Origin of the sequence: Nostoc sp. C057, assembly GCF_013393925.1 — a bacterium.
GTDB classification, from domain to species: domain Bacteria; phylum Cyanobacteriota; class Cyanobacteriia; order Cyanobacteriales; family Nostocaceae; genus Nostoc; species Nostoc muscorum_A.
The window spans coordinates 2,145,189-2,164,275 of record NZ_CP040281.1 but is presented as its reverse complement, the minus strand read 5'-3'; the positions used below and the strand labels follow the sequence as shown (position 1 = coordinate 2,164,275).

The following is a 19,087-nucleotide window of genomic DNA, read 5'->3' as shown; positions in this document are numbered from 1 at the left end:
AACGTCAAAATTACGAATTACGAATTATTTTAGCTTGTTGTTTGCCGTTTAAAAATCACCATTTCAGTACCGACAACTGGGTTACGCGCTATCAGCTTATCTTGGGAGTCAATAATTTCTAGATGGGTAAAATCAAGTTCTTGAGAACGTTGTAATATCTCCGCAGCTAGTTTGTCCTGCTGAGATTCTTTGAGAGTGTACCAATCATCACTAATTTTGACAGTCAAGTTACTCGTGCGGAAATTAGCTTGAATTGACTTTATCAGACCAGAGGCAATGCGATCGCTAATTTCGGCTACCTGATTTTCAATAGCCGCAATCAAAGCTTGTTCTGGTGTTAATTCTATAGCTGGTGTCGGTGTTGGCGTTGGGGTGGGAATTGGTTCAGGTTCCGGTTTTGGCGGCGTAATTTCCTCTGGTGGCTGTGGCGGCTGCGGTTCTGGTACAACTGACTCCGGTGGGGTAGTTATCGTTGGTGTCGGTGCAGGAACCTCTTCAACTGGGGGAACTGTTGCTATTTCAGTAGGTTTACCAGTAAAGACAGTCATAGTTGTCCAAACAAGAATTACAGCAATTCCAGCAACAATTCCCGTCAAAGCTGTATCTGATAACTTTGTTGACAAATTTGATGGCAAAAACAAGCGGATTGTCCTTAACAATCCACCCCATCGCAACTGAAGCTGTTGTAAAAAGCTGGGTGTTTCCTCAGTACCCGGTGGGGGTGCTGTCTCCAGTTTGTCCACCGTTGTTTCTAAAACCCCAATCGTCCCTCGGAGAACTTGGATAATTTTAGCCTTCCAAAATGGCTGAACTCTCTGGTAAGGTTTTTGGGGAGGTTGATTTACCTGCTCATCCGTGGGTTTTGACTGATTGTCTTGTGACATGGAACTTTCACCAAAAGCAGCGAATCAAAGACAAACAACGTACATTATTACTGGTGCTGCCTTCTTTTGCCTTAATGTATCACTTCATTGCTCATTGTTTCCGCTAAACTGACTATTTATCAAATTTGGTGAATTATGAACTTAAAACGCCGTCAATTTTTATTTTTAAGTAGCTTCAGCGCCATTAGTACGGGATTTTTAGCCTGGATGTTAACTAATCAAAATCATCAAAGTGCTGATATTAACGATTCAACTACAGCTATAGCCGCCAACCCAGTCAAAAAAGACTTGTTATTACGTTTTGTATCTGTGGCTGATACGGGGACTGGTGCTAGAGGACAGTATGCTGTGGCTGGGGCAATGAATGCCTATCACAAACAAAATCCTTATGATTTAGTTGTTTTAGCTGGAGACAATATTTACAATAACGGCGAAATTGAAAAAATTAGTGCAGTTTTTGAGCGTCCTTATCAACCTTTGCTGAAACAAGGCGTGAAATTTCACGCTTGTTTAGGTAATCACGATATTCGTACCGCCAATGGCGATCCACAAGTCAAGTATGCTGGCTTTAATATGAAGGGACGTTACTATACATTTCGCCGGGGAACTGTGCAATTTTTTGCTTTAGATACTAACAGTAATGCTGATTGGAAAAACCAGTTACCTTGGTTAGAAAAAGAATTAAGTCTTAGTAATGCTCCTTGGAAAGTGGTATTTGGTCATCATCCAATTTATTCATCGGGTCAGTATGGGAATAATCCAGATTTTATTAAAATTTTTACTCCCCTATTTAAAAAATACGGCGTTCAACTTTACATCAATGGTCACGAACATAATTATGAACGCACTCGTGCTATTGATGGGACAACTTATTTAATTTGTGGTGCAGGTGCTGGTAATCGTCCTGTAGGGCGTTCTGAGTGGACAGGGTATTCTACCAGTGATTTAAGTTTTGCCTCTTATGAAGTATATAAAGATAGAATAGAAATAAGTGCGATCGCTACTAATAATCGCGTATTTGATAAAGGTATTATTCAATTAAAATCAGTTTAGTTAGATGACTCAGCAAGAACTTACTTCTGCACTCAACAATACTTTAGAATCGTACCAAGCATCAGATGCTATATAAAATACTTTTAGAAAAAGCAAATATACCAAGCGATTAGAAATCGCGGCTACACAAACGAACGCGAGTGCGTCTCTAAGAGTTGTCCACCTACGTGGACTCGAAGAATTTGAAACCCACGGAGGTGGGTTTTGTTTGTATAGCCGCGTACTCCTGTAAAGAAGAAAGCTACGCGTCAACATGCCAGAGGCTCTATTCCATTCGCCAGGGCAGACGTGTTTTTACCTAGTTGTAATTCATCTCCCGTTAGTCTTTCCTCCGTAAGACTGTAACGCGAATCCTCTTACTCCATTAAGATATATTGAAGTTCACAGGAGCAGCAAGCATCTTCTAAATATGGGTTTAGATTTGGAAAAAACCCTTTGTTCTTAACATCGGGTTATAAGTATATGTTTTCTGAAGTTAAAAAATGTCTTGTGTTAGCCGTACCTTTGGCAGCAGCACAATTGGCTCAATCTGCAACTGGTTTTGTGGATACGGTAATGATGGGCTGGTTGGGAAGTCAGACTATTGCATCTGGAGGTTTGGGAGTTGTTATCTTTAGTTTTTGTCTATTGATCGTTAGTGGTATTCTTTCTGCTGTCAGTCCGTTAGCTGCCCAAGCATACGGGACTGGAAATAGAGAAAAAGTTGGCGCAATTGTCCGGCTTGGACTAGGGATATCTCTGGTACTAGGAATACCAACTACATTACTGATTTACAATGGAGGTGCTTTACTACTTCTATTAGGACAGGATGCTAACACAGTAGCACTAGCAGAGATTTATTTAAGAGCGATCGCACTGGGTTTTATTCCTGCTTTAGGCTTTGCAGTACTTAAAAGCTTTCTTGCTGCTCTATTTCAACCAAAATTAGTGATGGTAACTGTGGTTTTGGGTACTCTGCTCAACTTCACAGCTAACTATGTGCTGATGTTTGGCAAACTGGGATTCCCTGCACTGGGTTTAGCTGGTATCGGTTGGGCAAGCACATTCTCACTTTGGAGTATGTTTGTTGCTTTGATAGTTTATATATGTAATCAGCCTCGCTTTGCAGTTTACGGTATTTTTCGACCTTTATCTAAAAAAGCTTTTTCCCTAGAGCATCGCCGGATCATTGGTGAGATTTTTCAGGTTGGATTGCCCATTGGGGGGCTGATTGCTGTCGAAGGGGGACTGTTCACCGTTGTTACTTTCATAATAGGACAATTAGGAACAAACGCTCTTGCTGCCCATCAAATTGCTTTACAAACAATTTCGATATCATTCCAGATGGCAGTAGGCATTTCTCTAGCGACAACAGTACGTGTTGGGCAGTTAGTTGGACAGAATAAACTGCTTGCTACTCGTTTGGCTGGATATGTAGGTATTGCTATTGCAGGTCTATCTATGGGTGTAGTAGGCATTACATTTTGGTTAGTACCAAAGTCAATTATTTCTCTTTATATTGACATTAACGATCCAAACAATGCAGATGTAGTTGCCCTTGCAGTGAAATTGCTGGGAGTGGCAGCGATTTTTCAAATAGTTGACGGTGTGCAAGTTACTGCGGGAGCAGCATTACGCGGACTAAAAGACACTCGAATTCCTATGTTGATTGGTATTTTTGCTTATTGGTGCGTTGGTTTATTGACTGGTTATACTTTTGGAATCTCATCGGGGTATGGAGCTATTGGTCTTTGGTGGGGACTAGCTATTGGTTTAGCGATCGCTGCAATAGTCATGACTTGGCGGTTTAGCAACAAAACAACTAACCACGGGTAATGGATAGCCTAAAAAAAGAGAGGTCAGAATATTAAGTTACACATCGCGTTAACATTAGCTTAATTCTCACCAAAGACTATATGATTCTTGAGGCAGTTATGCTTCTTGTCAAACCTGGTTTAGAATCTGATTTTGAAGCTGCTTTCAAAGAAGCTTCTAAAATTATTTCCTCAATGGATGGATATTTATCCCATGAATTGCATAGATGTATAGAAGTCGAAAGAAAATATTTATTACTTGTAAAATGGCAAACTTTAGAATCTCATACTGTCGGATTTAGAACTTCTGCTGAGTATCAAGAGTGGAAAAGACTTCTGCATCATTTTTATGAGCCATTTCCCTCTGTTGAACACTTTGAAGAAATTGAAATATAAAAAACAAGAACCCTGACTCATTTAAAAAATCGGGGTTCTATGGCTTGTGGCTTTGTTTTCAAATTTTTTGCAACTGTGCTACTCTTGGGTCAACAATTTTTTGTCCTAAGCTGGCAAATTTAATTGCTACAGACATTTTATTACCTGTTCCGAAGACGTGAGTGATTTCACCAAGACCAAAGGTTTTGTGTAATACTCTATCTCCTACTTGCCAATTCTGGGTTGCGTCTTGTTTTTCACTAGAAGTAGAGGCACTTTTGGTATAACTTTGACGGCTTGCACGTTTGGTAGATAACAATTCTTCTGGTAATTCGTCGAGGAATTGCGATCGCATCGCAGGTTCACGAGAACCATACAAACGACGTTCCCGCGCGTGTGACAAAAATAACCGCTCTTGGGCGCGAGTAATGCCCACATAACACAGGCGGCGTTCCTCTTCCAAAGATGCGGGATCGCCTAGCGAACGGTAGCCGGGAAATAACCCTTGTTCTAATCCCACCAAAAATACTACGGGAAATTCCAAACCTTTGGAAGCGTGCAAAGTCATCAAAGAAACGGCTGTCTGTCCTTCTTTTAATTTATCATCAGGATTTACGGCTTTGTCGCTAAGAAAGTTTTGTAAGGAAACATCTTCGTTTTCTTCTTCTTCTTGAAATTCGATTGCAGCATTGTAAAGTTCCTGAACATTTCTTACCCGTTCTTCATTTTCATCTGTATCTTTGCTTTGCAAATCTTGGATATAACCAGAGTCTTCTAGTACTATATTTACAAGCTCAGGAACGGAAACTGTTGCGATTTGTTCTTGCCAACGTTGAATCATTTTAGCAAAGCTATTTACCGCTTTTGCAGACCTTCCAGCTAATGTATTAACTGATGTTTCATCACTAAGAATTTCCCACAAGGTTATCCCCAATTCCTGAGAAGCGTTATCTAAAGCATCAATGGTTGCTTTACCAATTCCCCGCCGGGGAGTGTTAATAACTCGTAATAAACTGACTCTATCAGCAGGGTTATTTATCGCTCTCAAATAAGCGATGACATCTTTAATTTCTTTGCGGTCATAAAACTTAATTCCTCCTACAACCGTGTAAGGAATTTGTTTTTCTACTAACAATTGTTCAAAAGGACGAGATTGGGCATTTGTCCGATAAAGTATAGCAAAACTACCCCAGTTCAACTCTGGATTTTGGTTTTCTAAAGTACGAATTTGATTAATTACAAATGTGGCTTCTGCAAGTTCTTCATCGGCTTTATGACAAGTAATTTGCTCACCCTGTCCCCGCGTCGCTTTCAGAACTTTATCAATCCGTTGGGTGTTATTTTCAATCAGTTCATTCGCCGCTTGCAGAATGTTTTCACAAGAACGATAGTTTTCTTCCAACTTAACCATCGTTTGGGTGTCATCATCTACTAAACCATCACCAAAATCTTCCTGAAATCCCAGCAAGATGGTGAAATCTGCCATCCGAAAGCTGTAAATTGATTGGTCTGCATCCCCGACAACGAAAACTGAGCGATTTTGCCATTGCCATTCGCTCTTTTTGGTTTCGCCATTAGTAACTAATAAATTAATGAGTTGATACTGAGTGCGGTTAGTATCCTGATATTCATCTACGAGGATATGACGAAACTTGCGATGCCAGTAACCCAATACCTGCTCGTTTTGTTGAAATAATCTAGTAGGTACAAGAATAAGATCGTCAAAGTCGAGAGCGTTGTTTTGTGCTAACTTATCTTGATATAAATTGTATACTTGGGCAATTACTCGTCCGCGATAATTAGGTTGATCTTGCTCAAATTCTTGGGGTGATAAACCTTGGTTTTTCGCGTTACTAATAGCGTAGCGAACAGAACGGGCATCAAACTTCTTATCGTCTAAATTTAGCTCTTTATTAACGATTTCTTTGATCAGACTGATTACATCTGATTCATCAAAGATCGAGAAATTACGATTCCACTTGCGTCCTTTTTCATCTACGTATTTTTCAATATCAAAGCGGAGAATCCGAGAAAATAGACTGTGGAAAGTGCCACACCATAAATCTTTGATAGTGCTTTTGTAAACTTGCGATCGCAATTGTGTTTGTTGATATTCTGTCAACAAATCCAATCGCTGACCGTGTTGTTTCATCGCCAGTTGTTCCGCAAACAGCCGTTGAACCCGGTCTTTCATCTCCCGCGCGGCTTTATTGGTAAAAGTAACCGCTAAAATATTCTCTGGATCAACGCGGTGTTTCAGAATCAGATTCGCAATGCGATAAGTCAGCGCTCGTGTTTTGCCGGAACCTGCGCCAGCAACAACTAGCAACGGGCCGCAGTAATGTTCGACAGCTTGACGTTGACTAGGGTTAAGGTGACTGAGAAAGTCGATGGTTGTTGTCATGGATGTGAAAAAGCGATGTCTAAGGGCGGGCTACGCCTACGCCTGGCATCACATCAATAGAGAGTTGCTATTGCCCAGGTTACAATATCTTAACGAAACTTGGTCAACAAAGATTGTGTGCCATCATCTTTATCGGATTTACGCCAAAAATCCGCAAAGCATAGACCAAAACATTGTAGGGGCAATTGATGAATTGCCAGGATAATACGTTAACTTTTCTATGGAGAAAAGTTAGTCACTAGTTATTCCTGTGCGTTGTGTCGTAAAATCAGCGACGGGGAATTAAACATCAAAACATGGTGAACAAGTTGTTCTGTTGTCAACAGTAGGGGCAATTCATGAATTGCCCCTAAAGATTTTCGTAGAGACACGGCAATGTTCCGTAGCCCGTGGTTTATTTACTTGAAAAACACTGTAATACCTAACCGAGAGTATTGTCACCAATAGGACTATTCACTCCTTAAGTACCCAATTGACCAAATAATTACTAATTCGTAATTCGTAATTAAATGGATACAGAACCAACACTGAATCAAAGATTTCAGTGGTCAACAATCAGCTTCTGCGTTCAGAGCAAGTACTGATTACAACTACGAATTACGAATTATCAATTACGAATTATATTGACATTGGGTAGCAATACACGATAAATGATGATTCAACTGTTAAATTTTTCAACATGAAAAATTTCTTTAATTGCAGGTTTAACCAGTATAAAGAGGGGTGGATATGGATTTTAGCTTAATTGCATCCAACATTTTGAATCCGCCAATCCTGTTTTTCTTTTTAGGCATGACTGCGGTTTTTGTCAAGTCTGATCTAGAAATTCCCCCACCAGTGCCCAAACTCCTTTCGTTGTATTTGTTGTTTGCCATTGGTTTTAAAGGAGGGGTAGAACTAATCAAAAGCGGACTTAATCAGGAAGTGATTCTAACACTCACAGCAGCAATGATGATGGCTTGTATCGTTCCAATTTACACCTTTTTTATATTAAAGTGGAAACTGGATACTTACGATGCTGCTGCGATCGCAGCAACCTACGGTTCTATCAGTGCCGTCACTTTCATTACAGCCGGCGCTTTTCTTACTGAGCTTGGTATTCAGTATGATGGCTATATGGTAGCAGCTCTGGCCCTGATGGAATCTCCGGCGATCATTGTTGGTCTGATCTTGGTGAGTATATTCACCGCCGATGAAAAGCGAGAGTTTGCTTGGTCGGAAGTTTTGAAAGAAGCATTTCTTAATAGTTCAGTTTTTCTACTAGTTGGTAGCCTCTTAATCGGTGTGTTGACAGGAGAACGTGGTTGGCACGTATTAGAACCCTTTGCTCAAGGGTTGTTTTATGGCATTCTCACCTTCTTTTTACTGGATATGGGACTGGTTGCTGCCAGAAGAATTAAAGACTTGCAAAAAACCGGAGTTTTCCTGATTTTATTTGCGATACTAATTCCTATACTCAATGCAGGCGTTGGGTTAGTGATTGCCAAATTCATCGGTATGCCTCCGGGAAATTCGCTGTTATTCGCTGTATTGTGTGCCAGTGCTTCTTACATTGCTGTCCCGGCGGCGATGCGGATGACTGTTCCCGAAGCAAATCCCAGCCTGTATGTTTCTACCGCTTTAGCAGTCACATTTCCGTTCAATATTATTGTGGGAATTCCGCTATATCTCTACGGAATTAACCTATTTTGGAGGTAATAATATGCACGTAGTTAAAAAGATAGAAATTATCGCCAACTCCTTTGAGCTTGCCAAAATTTTAGAGAGTTTAGACAAGTCGGGTGTACATAGCCATGCCGTAATCCGCAATGTAGTTGGTAAAGGATTACGAGGAACGACAGAAGATTTAGACATGACCATGCTTGATAATGTTTACATCCTCGCATTTTGTATGCCAGAAGAACTCAAGCGTGTTGTCGAAAATCTCAGACCACTCCTTAATAAGTTCGGAGGTACTTGCTACGTTTCCGATGTGATGGAAATTCGCTCTGTCAGATGTATCGCGTCGATTTAAGAGAGTTATAAATTCAATGAAGCATTTCATGGAACGTCGTGACTTTTTGAAGTTGGGAATGACCGGAGCCTTTGGAATGATGCTAACTGCCAGCGATTTACTCTGGCAGGTTAAACAGGCTAAAGCTGCCGAAATTCCCCCAGATTCCCCTGAATCCCTCAGTCCTGATGAAGCATTACAAAAGCTGATAGAGGGAAATCAGCGATTTATTAAACATCACCCCCAATACCCCGATCAATCTGAGCTGCGGTTGCACGAAGTTGCTCAAGCTCAACATCCATTTGCAACTATTCTTAGTTGTGCTGATTCACGAGTACCGGCAGAAATTGTTTTCGATCAGGGCATTGGGGATATCTTTGATGTTCGGATTGCCGGAAATATTGCCACACATGAAGCGATCGGTAGTATTGAATATGCGGTTGTCTTATTAGGTTCTCCACTGCTGATGGTGATGGGCCATGAACGTTGTGGGGCTGTAACCGCAGCTGTACAAAAGGAATCGTTACCCGGTGATATTAGTACGTTTGTGAAGGCAATTGAGCCAGCCCTAAAAAAGGTCAAGGATCAGCCAGGTGACGCGGTTGAAAATGCTGTGGTAGCAAATGTGCAATATCAAATTGAACGGTTGCAAAAATCAAAGCTTTTAAGTGAGCAGGTGCAGTCAGGTAAATTGAAAATTGTGGGCGGTCGTTACGACTTGGATACAGGCAAGGTGAGTATTATTACTTAAATTTACATTTTAGTTCTGAGTGAAAAATCTCACTTCTTTACTCAGAACGGGCTAAACGCCCCGCTAGCGCTAACAAAACTGTTTTACCCCAATTCCCAATACTTCTCTGCGAGACGCTACGCGTAGCTTGCTTCCACGAAGTGGTACGACTACGCTCAGTAAGCTAATCGTCATTCATTTTTCCAGACTGATTCGCTTGTAGTAAGGGCTTCAGCCCTGGTGTTATGCAACTTAAATGCTCATTAGCTTACAAGTTCCCAATTCCCAATTCCCAATCCCTTCAATCCTGTACAGTCATTGGCAGACGAATAGTAAAAGTAGAACCAAGTCCCGGCTGGCTTTTGACAATAATCTCACCACCCATCATCTGACAAAAGTGGCGGCTAATTGCCAAGCCCAGTCCTGTACCTCCATACTTTTTCGTAGTCGAAGTATCTCCTTGGGTAAAAGGTTGAAATAACTGCTGCTGTTGACGGTTAGACATACCTATACCTGTGTCGGTAACGGTAAAAGTAATCATGCCTAAAGGAGCATCCAGCCGTAATTCCTCCTTTTCTCTATTGACTGTCAGCGTCACCTTGCCATTTGTAGTGAACTTACTGGCGTTGCTTAGTAAATTTAACAACACCTGCCGCATCCTAGTTTGATCGGCGTACATAGTTCCAAGTTGCTCATCAAAATGCACTTCTAAAACATTGGCATTTTTTTCTATAGCTGGTTTGACTGTGAGGACGACGTTATTAATTAGCGTCGCAATCTCAAATGTTTCTGGATAGAGAGTCATTTTCCCCGCTTCAATTTTTGACAAGTCGAGGATTTCGTTAATCAAGTGCAGTAGATGCTTACCAGCAGCGTTAATTGTTTCTAAGTCGGTGATAAAGTCTGCTGATAAACCAAGATCGGTAGCGTCGTCTTCTAGAAGTTGGCTCAACCCAATGACAGCATTTAATGGTGTGCGTAATTCGTGGCTGACATTGGCTAAAAATACGCTTTTTGCCTTGCTAGCAGCTTCGGCTAACTCTTTAGCTTGTTGTAGTTCTTTGGTTCGCTCAGATACTCGCTCAATCAGGCGATTTAGAGATTTGGCAAGTAATCCAATTTCATCTTCAGTAGTGACAGGCGCTCGCAAATCAAAATTATGTTTCCGCGCCACTTGTTCAGCTACTTGGGTGACAGTGATAACTGGTTCAGCGATCGCTCGACTGGTACGCCAAGCTACAATAGCTGCGATCGCCACCGAAACGAGCATACTGATAATTACGATAAATCGCTCAACTACTTTTGCCTGCTCAACGGCTTTTTGCCTTTCTTGCTCTTGATTCTCAGCAGTTTGTAGGATGTTAGCCAAGCTTTCAGAAAGCTGATCTAGGCGCATGGCTGTTTCACCACGCATTATTGTCAATAACTGCGATCGGGCAGCAGATATTTGCTGAGGCTGCGCTGGTTGGGAGTCAATTTTCTGTAAGACGACCTCGATTTGGTCAACGTAAGCTTTTAAATTATTCTTGTAATCTAGCAATAGCGTCTGTAAAGTCGAACTTGTTGCCGCTAGTCTTTTAGGTTTACTGTCAATAAATCCAGAAATTTTTGACTCTAATTGCTGGGCTTTTTCAACATTCTTCAAAAAATCAGCTTTTTTGGTTTGTAGTTGCTGTGAATTTTCTAATACAGCAACTAGATTAGAGCTATGTAATTGCGCCCCTACTACTGCATCTCTATAATTACTCAGTAGTTGTCCTTGTTCATAAGCTTGATTGAATTGCCTTACTTCCCTACCCCGGTAGTAGTTGGCAATCACTAACCCAGTTAGCGCTCCAAAAAAACCAATTCCGATAGCTACAAAGTACCCATAGCCAATTTTTTGATGGATGCGCCAAGAACTGGCTTTGAGTTTCCCTCGTGAGGGAAATTCTATAGTCGGTAGTTCGTCTGTCGATGGCTCTTCGGCTGACACTTTTTTGATTTCTGAACTGCTATCGATAAGGGTTGGCTTTTGAGTTGGCATTTCTCAAACCTCCTTGCCTTCCCGCAAAAATTACCAAATCAGTTTAGCTTGTACAAACAGTTTAATTGGTTATTAACATTTACATTATCTTCTTTTATAGCAACAGCAAATCATTGCTTAGTAGATAATTCGCATAACCTCATATCCTATGAGTTATTTTGATAGCAATGTTGCTAAGTACACTTACTGACAGTGAACCGAATTCACTTTTTTCAACAGTAACAAATAATTTCCCAAACTAAAGACCTGTCTGAGACCGTCTTCTCCTTACCACAATACTTTCCTCAATATACAGCTGATAGCAATTAGTTATTGCCATCAGGTAAGCCATTAGTCTACCTTACTGCTTCCTTATAAAATTAATACAATCAGGAAAAAAACAAAAGGTTTGATTATGGGGCATGGGGCATTAGGTTATTTCTGCCTTATCCCCAATTACCAGCACGCTTATCATAAAATAGGTTGAAAGTCTAGTCGATGTGAATACACAAAAACTTTTATTACGTATTAATATCAATACGAATGCGTTAATTGACGAACCCGGCTTAAGATAGCTTTAATATTGGCTAAAATCGGCTTTTAGGCTTATATAAATGAGAGGTGGGCTGATTTTGCCTGATTTGTACTTAGATTTAGTACGATTATGAACAAATGACACGGAATGGGATAATCACAACCAGAGGATTCCAGTTGATTTAGAAAAGAACTCAGAAGGACGATTATAATACATCCTACTCCATTCTGAATTCTATCCTCCTACTGACTGTCTACCTTGTAGTTGATGCAGTAGATATTACGGGGCAATTATAGTTAAAGGACACTAAAACCCTTTTGTGCCCTTTAATCAATTGTACTGATGCACTTGTGCATTACCTAACCAACAGCCTTTTGGTTGCAATTATCCAGATTAGAAAAACTCAACTGTCAAATTAATGGGAGTGAAAATGCCAGAACAAGAATTTACTGAAACCGCATCCAAAGAGACTACAGTGGCAGAGATCAACACCCAAACGGGAACCATCACAAAACTCCAGCCTCCCGCACAGTCTCAAGATGAGTGGCTAAAATACGGGGAGCAAGTTTCTACATTTTTAGCAACATTGCCAGAATATGTGGGAGGCTTCTTTAATGAATATAAGCAACCCCTAGTAACAGTTGGTTTAATTGTAGGATCAATTGTTGGTGTTAAAGTACTCTTGGCAATATTAGATGCTTTGAATGATATCCCTTTAGTAGCGCCTACTTTTGAGTTGATAGGGATTGGTTACTCTGCCTGGTTTGTTTACCGCTATTTACTCAAAGCCTCAACTAGGAAAGAGTTAACTAGTGAAATCACCACTCTAAAATCACAAGTGGTTGGTAAAATTCCAGAAGCTTGATATCTAATTATCGCTTCTCTATGAGACGTACCCCTGTATAAGAATACGCTCTAATTCCAAATCACCGAAGTCTGAATGCCGGAAGTCGGCGTTCAGACTTCTCTTAAAATTCCCTGCCAAGTTTATTAACAATTCGCAATTCGTGATTACGTTATAGATGAGAATTTAGACCTGACCCATAACGCTACTATCCCTAGAGGTAGCTGACTGTGACTCTTAGTTTAATTACGAATTACGAATTATCGTTGAGACGAGCCTCCTGGCGACAATTTAACCTTGGGAGTGCGCGAAGTTTCTGGAGATGCACTGGGCAATCGCACTATACTTGGAGATGAAATTGCCTCCAACTTGCCCCGTTTTACTAAAGCTTGATGAATCATCGCCGCCACTTCAGCCCGACTAGCTACTTTGTTGGGAGCAAGAATTTGTGGGTTTGGATAGTTAACTACCAGACCATTGGTTGTAGCAGCAGCTATTTTGCTAATAGCATAAGGTGGAATATCTTTAGCATCTTTATAGACACTTAAAATCTGATTTGGCGAAGTGGGCGCTTTCAAATTCAACCCGCTAACAAGGGCAACCAAAACTTGCACTCGTGAAATATTTTGTTGTGGCTTGAAGGTTTTTTTCGGATAACCTTTGAGAAATCCGGCATTGATGGCTTGGTCAATTGCTGGAGTTGCCCAGAATTTTGTTGGTACATCTTCAAATGCGATCGCAGTCTTAGACAGTTCTTGGTCAAAGGCTTTTTGCACAATCGCAGCAAATTCGGCGCGGTTTACAGGCTGATTTGGTCTAAAAGAATAATCAGGAAACCCTTTGAGAATACTACGAGAAGAAAGAACATCTATAAAACGCCGACCCCAGAAATTATTGGGCACATCGTTAAATGCAATTGGCGGCGGAATAATAGATTTTTGCTTTGCTGGAGTTACTAAAGGCAGCGCTGATGATTTAATTGATGACTCAAGTACTGCTGAAGAGGGTAAAGGTGTTTGTAGTTGTGGGGGTTGAGTCGGAATTACCTGAGCAGATGGTAACACTGCACGGGAAGGGGCGCTGTTAGTTGGCAATGAAGATGTCTTGGGTTCAACAACAGCCTCCGGTGGAGAATAGGGCAAAACTGTCTTAGGGACTACATTTGGTTCTACCTTGGGATTAAGGGAGGGCAATACTTGATTTGGTTGAACACTAGGCGAAGGAGTGGAAGAAGCCGACAGCAGCCCGTTGAAGTTCCAGCTAGAATCTCTGCGGGACAATGACCAAAAAAGAATCGCTCCGATAGTGGTGAAGGCAACCAGAATGGCTATAAATTCATCAAAGCCAAGGGCAGTTCTTTGGGATGACTCCGGTTCGGAAGGAGGTTTATTTGTCATCGTGATTACCCTGGTAGCAGTAAAATTTGTGTCTAAACAAATTAAGCCACAGATGACTCTTTTACACCAGCCCTTTTTAATTCGTAATTCTTAGTAAAATATCAGGCTTCTGGTTCAATGCCGAGCGATCGCAATTGGGCAGCTAGGCGATCGGCTCTTTGGCGTTCCTGTTCCGCTCTTTGGGATTCTTGTTCGGCTCTTTCATCGCCATTCAACAACAAATTACCTTGTAAATCCCACCAACGCAGCCAGGGTAATTCCACATTCTGATAAACTCCTAGCCATAAACCCAATTCAACACCCAAAGCAACAATGGGATAATGTCCTCGTTCATTTACTGGTAAAATCTGATACTGTCCTTCAATCAGATGATAAACTTCTAGGTTGGCTTTACTCGCTTCATAAATGCCGTAGAAGGGAGGACGAATGACTTGCTCATAAATCCAAAATTTACCCTTCAAAGGAGTTTGATCCCGTTCTTCACTAACGTCCCCAGAGACAAATTCTAAAACAATCAACGGGGCAATAAACTCTCGCCACAACACATAAGAACGTCGCGTTTGCCCATTGAGCAAAAATGGTACATTCGGTACATAAAACCAATCTGGTGCTTCTGCGCCTTTTTCCGGGGGATCGGTTAAACGCCAGTAAATGCCTAAGTCTTGCCCTATACAGTATTCACCTTCAGGATTTAATTGTTTAAGGATAGGTGTAATAGAGTCAGTTAGTAGGATGCTTTGGGGATGCTCTTGCCAATTTTTCACAAACGTACCATCGGACTCAGGAAGTTGAGTATGATCCGGGAAGGGGAAAGGAGTGAGGGCGTTGGGTGGATTGGTTACAGAGGTCATAACGCTACCTTTGCACTCTTCGTAAAGATTATTTTTAGTTTAGCTTGCGTAGGCGTAGCCCGTCGTAGACATCGCTCTCTAAATATTCACCACATATTCACCACCAAGATTTTGAAGGAGGCAGGAGGCAGTTTTTCTCTAAATTGCTTTCATTAATAAATCGCACGCCAATTACTTCTAGTAGTCTGCCAACCCAAAAATGCTGCGTGATGCCTGGGGAAAGGGTAAGGGGTAAGGGGTAAGGGATTTGAAACCTTTCCCCCTTCCCCTTTACCCTTTACCCCGCCAAGTTCACTTGGCGAACTACTAGTCACCTGAGAACAATCTTCACCCTGATATACCACTAGTCTTATTAGATACCTAAACCAAAACCTGATTTCGAGGGTGGCAGAATGTAAAATATTAACTTATTGTTTACCCAATCTTTGTAAAAATCAGGGTGTCTAGTGTCAGAAGAATTTAGTTGCCAAATCTCACTGCCATTTTTGTCTCTTGGTAGCGATCGCGATCTGGGTTTAGATTCAACCCTCCAAGAACTACCAATGTACAACTTCCCGGTGGAAATCAATCACACTGGTATGGAAGTGGCTAATTTTTTAGAAAAATATCCCCTGCTACCAGGAGTAGTTTTGGTAGAACAGGGAAAGTTCATTGGGATGATTTCGCGGCGGCGGCTGCTGGAATTTTTGATCCGTCCTTATGGACAAGAGTTGTTGGTTCAGCAACCATTAGCCGTTCTCTACAGCTATGCGCGGATACCGATGTTGCTGCTTGCTGATACAACATCGATTTTAACAGCGATGCAACTTAGCTTAAAGCGATCGCCAGAATTATTAGCAGAACCAATTGTAGTACACACAGAATCTGGTGCTTATAGATTGTTAGATGTCCAAGAATTGAATATTATTTCTTGGCAAATTAGAGGAATCGACAATCTGGTGCGCTATGAACGCAGCCAAGCTCAAATGATTCAAAATGATAAAATGGCAAATCTGGGACGTTTGGTAGACGGCGTAGCGCACGAAATTTTAGACCCAGTGGGTTTTATTTGGGGGAATATAACTTATGTTTCCACCTACAGTCAAGATTTACTCAAGCTAATAGCTGCTTACGATCAAGAGTTACCATCAGTTTCGCACGCAATTAATCAAATTAAAGAAGATATTGAATTTGATTTTTTAGAACAAGATTTGTCGCGATCGCTTGCGAGTATCCGTACTGGCGCGGAAAGATTAAAAAAACTTGTTACTAGTTTACAAAACTTTTGTCATATCGATGAACTTTATCCAAAGCCAGTAGATTTACACGCTAGTATAGATACTATTATTTTATTAATTAATAGCCGTCTTCAAGGAGAAATTGAAATAGTCAAATACTACGGTCAGCTACCCCCTGTTTATTGCTTTATAGGGCAGCTAAACCAGGTTTTGATGAATATTTTCAGTGAAGTCGTAGATATTTTACTCAATGAAGCGGTTAGGCAACAGTTGCATTTAGAAGATAAAAATACTGTTCAAAAACCTCGAATTGAGATTACTACAGAAGTAATTTCGCAAGAAGCAAGCAATCCAAATGCACCAGATTCTCGTTGGGTATTAATTCGCATTGCTGACAATGGCCCTGGAATGTCTCAAGAATTGCAACAGCAAATTATGGAGTCTTTTTCTCTGGAAACAAAGAATAGTAAAAATACTAGTTTAGCAGTAAGTTATCGAATCATAACTGTGAGGCATGGTGGTAAATTAAATTTCCATTCACAGATTGGTATAGGTACAAAATTTGAAATTTTATTACCTTTACTTTGATTGATTCAAAATCATCAATTTTAACTCATCCTACGGCTACGAAAACCCCCCTTATTTGATCCACATTCCCGCATTTGCAATGCTCGTAAACTCGCTAATGCCTCACTATCATTTTCATAAAAAGCCGTAGAGAAACCGAAGTCATTATTACCAATCACCAATAACCAATGACAAATGACTAAACTTGTTGCTGGATAGGAATTTGAACTACAAACTCCGTTCCTTTTCCAAGTGTAGAAAAAAATTCTAACTTGCCGCCATGTTTTTCGGTGATAATTTGATAGCTGATAGCCATTCCCATTCCTGTGCCCTTACCGACAGGTTTTGTTGTAAAGAAGGGGTTGAAAATCTTTTTTTGAATCGATTCGGGAATCCCAGAGCCATTGTCAGCGATCGCAATTTTTACCCATTGCGAATCAACGACAGAGGTACGAATCGTAATGGCACTGGGATTATCGCGGATTTCTCGATAAGTTCGTTTAGCATTGAATTCTTCGAGAGCATCGAGCGCATTTACTAGAATGTTCATAAATACCTGGTTGATCTGTCCGGCGCAGCATTCTACATGAGATAAATTACCGTAGTCTTTGATGATCTGAATGACTGGGCTTTTGTCAGTGGCTTTAAGGCGGTGTTGCAAAATCATCAAAGTATTGTCGATGCCTTCATGAACATCTACGGCTTTGAACTCACTTTCATCTAAGCGTGAGAAGTTACGTAGTGACAGCACAATCTCTCGAATCCGCTCTGTCCCGATATTCATTGAATGCAATACCATAATCGCGTCTTTTTCTAGAAACTCTAAATCGATGGTTTTGCGTTCGGTTTGAATTTCAGTAGGTGGGTTGGGGAAATAACGGTGATAAAGCTGGACAAGTCGCAGTAAGTCATGAATATATTGGCTAATGTAGCTGAGATTTCCGTAAATAAAGCTAACGGGATTGTTGATTTCATGAGCAATCCCTGCCACCATTTGACCCAGGGCAGACATCTTTTCGCTTTGAATCATTTGAGCTTGCATTTGATGCAAACTATCTAACGTATTTTCTAACTCTTGGCCTCTGTGCTGCAAATCTGTGCGCGAATCTTCTAACTCACAAATGACTTTCTTGAGTAAAAATTCCTTTGTGCAAATGTCAGTTTCTAGCTGGCGGCGTTCAGATTCGCAGCGTTCCAGCTTTTTCCGCAAGATACGGTTTGTCTTTTCTAACTCTTGCATCTGTATGGAATTGTCTTGGTTATCCATACACAACTCATTTTGTTCCTATTAACAGTGTGACAAAGGTTTTGTTATGAACTTGCGTTTGGCCTCCACTCGCTATAGGAGCAATTTCACCATAAGCATAGAAACCACAACAAGGCAATGCGTATGGTAAATGAGTTTTGACAAGCTGATACTCCTCTCTGGTCAGAGTTCCCAGAATTCGCCGACGGGCTGCACAGGAAATCAGCAACGCTGCTGTTGGTTCTAAACCAGGATAATCGGCAAGAGCATTTTTCAAAGATGTCTCAGAGGCTAACAAAATATTGTCACGAGTTGCGTCAGTGATTTGTACAACGGCCTGTTCAGGAATATCTAAAAAAAACTTCACGCTACCAGACTGTTGATCGTAGCCATTGGGTGCGCGTAAATAGAAATGATTTTGATCCTCAAAAACTGCTAGAGCATAGATGGCATAATTGGATGCAAATCTTTCTTCACCAAGATAATGCTGATAGAAATCTAAGGCACGCTGTCCATCAATTTCATAGACTACGTTTCCATCCACTTTAGTTACACGGCTACGTTGACTAATGGGAGTCCAACCACAGGCAACTCCGTGAGAAAATAGTAGTTTTCCAGAGAATAGTAGCACTGGAATTGAATCACTCAATACCTCACCCTGGAAGAATTGGTAGGTTTTGTCAAAGGTATAGTCATCGGCAGTCATTCCCCCAATGATGGGAATATGCTCTCCGAGGCTTTGTTTTAAAGCTTCTAAAATTAAAACCCCATTGCTGGTTAGACTATCCGGGAAAGTAAGGCACAATTGTGGTACAGATGCACTCTTTGCCTTAGCTTGGGCGATCGCTTCTTGGGCTGCAAGGGCTGGATTTTTGGATGCTCCTCGGCCAATACCTGAGTGAATTTCCACTTCATCGCTAGCAAACAGCATTAAGGTCAGAGAATCTTGTTGAAACTCCAGAATTGAAGAGATTTCTCCATTTGTCGTTCCACCAATCAATTCAATTCCGGGGAAAGCGTCTTGGATGCGCTGTAAAATTAACACATGGTCAAAGTCTATAGCAGTGAATAAAATTCCAGCTTGAGGAAGGGAATCGGCAAGAGAACGGCTACATTCTTGAATAACTTCAGCGATCGCATTTTGAGAATCAGGATCGTCGCTATGGCCAACAACAACTCGAAACACAACTACC

16 protein-coding genes are annotated in these 19,087 nt (G+C 41.0%); 9 read left to right on the top strand and 7 right to left on the bottom strand.

Annotated features, from left to right (window positions below; translation table 11 throughout):
• Window positions 1–29: 29 nt before the first annotated feature.
• Window positions 30–884, bottom strand: a complete 855-nt coding sequence (locus FD724_RS09730; RefSeq protein ID WP_179072474.1) for a hypothetical protein — start codon at window positions 882–884, stop codon at window positions 30–32.
• A gap of 135 nt (window positions 885–1,019) precedes the next feature.
• On the opposite strand from FD724_RS09730, the gene FD724_RS09725 reads away from it, so the two are divergent.
• The 3 genes from FD724_RS09725 (at window position 1,020) to FD724_RS09715 (ending at window position 4,126) form a co-directional block, all read left to right on the top strand.
• Window positions 1,020–1,937, top strand: a complete 918-nt coding sequence (locus FD724_RS09725) for a metallophosphoesterase (RefSeq protein ID WP_179072473.1) — start codon at window positions 1,020–1,022, stop codon at window positions 1,935–1,937.
• 462 nt (window positions 1,938–2,399) lie between these two features.
• Window positions 2,400–3,752, top strand: a complete 1,353-nt coding sequence (locus FD724_RS09720; protein WP_179072472.1) for an MATE family efflux transporter — start codon at window positions 2,400–2,402, stop codon at window positions 3,750–3,752.
• Window positions 3,753–3,832: 80 nt separating this feature from the next.
• A complete protein-coding gene (locus FD724_RS09715) occupies window positions 3,833–4,126 on the top strand; it encodes an antibiotic biosynthesis monooxygenase (RefSeq protein ID WP_179072471.1) in 294 nt (97 codons plus the stop codon).
• Between the two features lie 58 nt (window positions 4,127–4,184).
• On the opposite strand, the gene pcrA is transcribed toward FD724_RS09715, so the two are convergent.
• The gene (gene pcrA, locus FD724_RS09710; protein WP_179072470.1) at window positions 4,185–6,509 is read right to left on the bottom strand and encodes a DNA helicase PcrA; all 2,325 of its coding nucleotides are present in this window, start codon (window positions 6,507–6,509) and stop codon (window positions 4,185–4,187) included.
• Between pcrA and FD724_RS09705 the strand changes: the two genes are divergently transcribed.
• The 4 genes from FD724_RS09705 to FD724_RS09690 all read left to right on the top strand — a co-directional run bounded on the left by FD724_RS09705 (window position 6,496) and on the right by FD724_RS09690 (window position 9,253).
• On the top strand, window positions 6,496–6,714 hold the full coding sequence (locus FD724_RS09705; RefSeq protein WP_179072469.1) for a hypothetical protein: 219 nt from the start codon (window positions 6,496–6,498) through the stop codon (window positions 6,712–6,714). The genes pcrA and FD724_RS09705 overlap by 14 nt on opposite strands.
• Window positions 6,715–7,238: 524 nt before the next feature.
• Window positions 7,239–8,207, top strand: a complete 969-nt coding sequence (locus FD724_RS09700; protein WP_179072468.1) for a sodium-dependent bicarbonate transport family permease — start codon at window positions 7,239–7,241, stop codon at window positions 8,205–8,207.
• 4 nt (window positions 8,208–8,211) lie between these two features.
• On the top strand, window positions 8,212–8,523 hold the full coding sequence (locus FD724_RS09695) for a P-II family nitrogen regulator (RefSeq protein WP_114080098.1): 312 nt from the start codon (window positions 8,212–8,214) through the stop codon (window positions 8,521–8,523).
• Between the two features lie 28 nt (window positions 8,524–8,551).
• Window positions 8,552–9,253 carry a carbonic anhydrase gene (locus tag FD724_RS09690; protein WP_179072467.1) on the top strand — a complete coding sequence of 234 codons (702 nt, stop codon included), beginning with the start codon at window positions 8,552–8,554 and terminating at the stop codon, window positions 9,251–9,253.
• A gap of 280 nt (window positions 9,254–9,533) precedes the next feature.
• On the opposite strand, the gene FD724_RS09685 is transcribed toward FD724_RS09690, so the two are convergent.
• Window positions 9,534–11,258 (bottom strand): ATP-binding protein, encoded by a 1,725-nt coding sequence (locus tag FD724_RS09685; protein WP_179072466.1) that lies wholly within the window; start codon window positions 11,256–11,258, stop codon window positions 9,534–9,536.
• Window positions 11,259–12,202: 944 nt separating this feature from the next.
• Here FD724_RS09685 and FD724_RS09680 point away from each other — a divergent pair.
• Window positions 12,203–12,637 carry a CAAD domain-containing protein gene (locus FD724_RS09680; protein WP_179072465.1) on the top strand — a complete coding sequence of 145 codons (435 nt, stop codon included), beginning with the start codon at window positions 12,203–12,205 and terminating at the stop codon, window positions 12,635–12,637.
• A gap of 239 nt (window positions 12,638–12,876) precedes the next feature.
• Here FD724_RS09680 and FD724_RS09675 read toward each other — a convergent pair whose 3' ends face one another.
• Both FD724_RS09675 and FD724_RS09670 read right to left on the bottom strand, forming a co-directional pair.
• On the bottom strand, window positions 12,877–14,013 hold the full coding sequence (locus FD724_RS09675) for an S-layer homology domain-containing protein (protein ID WP_179072464.1): 1,137 nt from the start codon (window positions 14,011–14,013) through the stop codon (window positions 12,877–12,879).
• 101 nt (window positions 14,014–14,114) lie between these two features.
• The gene (locus tag FD724_RS09670; protein ID WP_179072463.1) at window positions 14,115–14,864 is read right to left on the bottom strand and encodes a Uma2 family endonuclease; all 750 of its coding nucleotides are present in this window, start codon (window positions 14,862–14,864) and stop codon (window positions 14,115–14,117) included.
• 446 nt (window positions 14,865–15,310) lie between these two features.
• Here FD724_RS09670 and FD724_RS09665 point away from each other — a divergent pair, with 446 nt between their 5' ends.
• Window positions 15,311–16,669, top strand: a complete 1,359-nt coding sequence (locus FD724_RS09665) for a sensor histidine kinase (protein WP_179072462.1) — start codon at window positions 15,311–15,313, stop codon at window positions 16,667–16,669.
• A gap of 178 nt (window positions 16,670–16,847) precedes the next feature.
• Here FD724_RS09665 and FD724_RS09660 read toward each other — a convergent pair whose 3' ends face one another.
• Window positions 16,848–17,915 carry a sensor histidine kinase gene (locus tag FD724_RS09660; protein WP_114080092.1) on the bottom strand — a complete coding sequence of 356 codons (1,068 nt, stop codon included), beginning with the start codon at window positions 17,913–17,915 and terminating at the stop codon, window positions 16,848–16,850.
• A 7-nt stretch (window positions 17,916–17,922) separates the two neighbouring features.
• On the bottom strand, window positions 17,923–19,080 hold the full coding sequence (locus tag FD724_RS09655; protein ID WP_179075459.1) for an FIST signal transduction protein: 1,158 nt from the start codon (window positions 19,078–19,080) through the stop codon (window positions 17,923–17,925).
• Between the last annotated feature and the right edge of the window lie 7 nt (window positions 19,081–19,087).

Bases quoted from the DNA above. Each gene is read 5' to 3' on its own strand.
- FD724_RS09680 (WP_179072465.1), top strand. From the start codon at position 12,203: ATGCCAGAACAAGAATTTACTGAAACCGCATCCAAAGAGACTACAGTG.
- FD724_RS09725 (WP_179072473.1), top strand. From the start codon at position 1,020: ATGAACTTAAAACGCCGTCAATTTTTATTTTTAAGTAGCTTCAGCGCC.
- FD724_RS09695 (WP_114080098.1), top strand. From the start codon at position 8,212: ATGCACGTAGTTAAAAAGATAGAAATTATCGCCAACTCCTTTGAGCTT.
- FD724_RS09690 (WP_179072467.1), top strand. From the start codon at position 8,552: ATGGAACGTCGTGACTTTTTGAAGTTGGGAATGACCGGAGCCTTTGGA.
- FD724_RS09700 (WP_179072468.1), top strand. From the start codon at position 7,239: ATGGATTTTAGCTTAATTGCATCCAACATTTTGAATCCGCCAATCCTG.
- pcrA (WP_179072470.1), bottom strand. From the start codon at position 6,509: ATGACAACAACCATCGACTTTCTCAGTCACCTTAACCCTAGTCAACGT.
- FD724_RS09685 (WP_179072466.1), bottom strand. From the start codon at position 11,258: ATGCCAACTCAAAAGCCAACCCTTATCGATAGCAGTTCAGAAATCAAA.
- FD724_RS09705 (WP_179072469.1), top strand. From the start codon at position 6,496: ATGGTTGTTGTCATGGATGTGAAAAAGCGATGTCTAAGGGCGGGCTAC.
- FD724_RS09670 (WP_179072463.1), bottom strand. From the start codon at position 14,864: ATGACCTCTGTAACCAATCCACCCAACGCCCTCACTCCTTTCCCCTTC.
- FD724_RS09720 (WP_179072472.1), top strand. From the start codon at position 2,400: ATGTTTTCTGAAGTTAAAAAATGTCTTGTGTTAGCCGTACCTTTGGCA.
- FD724_RS09675 (WP_179072464.1), bottom strand. From the start codon at position 14,013: ATGACAAATAAACCTCCTTCCGAACCGGAGTCATCCCAAAGAACTGCC.
- FD724_RS09730 (WP_179072474.1), bottom strand. From the start codon at position 884: ATGTCACAAGACAATCAGTCAAAACCCACGGATGAGCAGGTAAATCAA.
- FD724_RS09715 (WP_179072471.1), top strand. From the start codon at position 3,833: ATGATTCTTGAGGCAGTTATGCTTCTTGTCAAACCTGGTTTAGAATCT.
- FD724_RS09660 (WP_114080092.1), bottom strand. From the start codon at position 17,915: ATGGATAACCAAGACAATTCCATACAGATGCAAGAGTTAGAAAAGACA.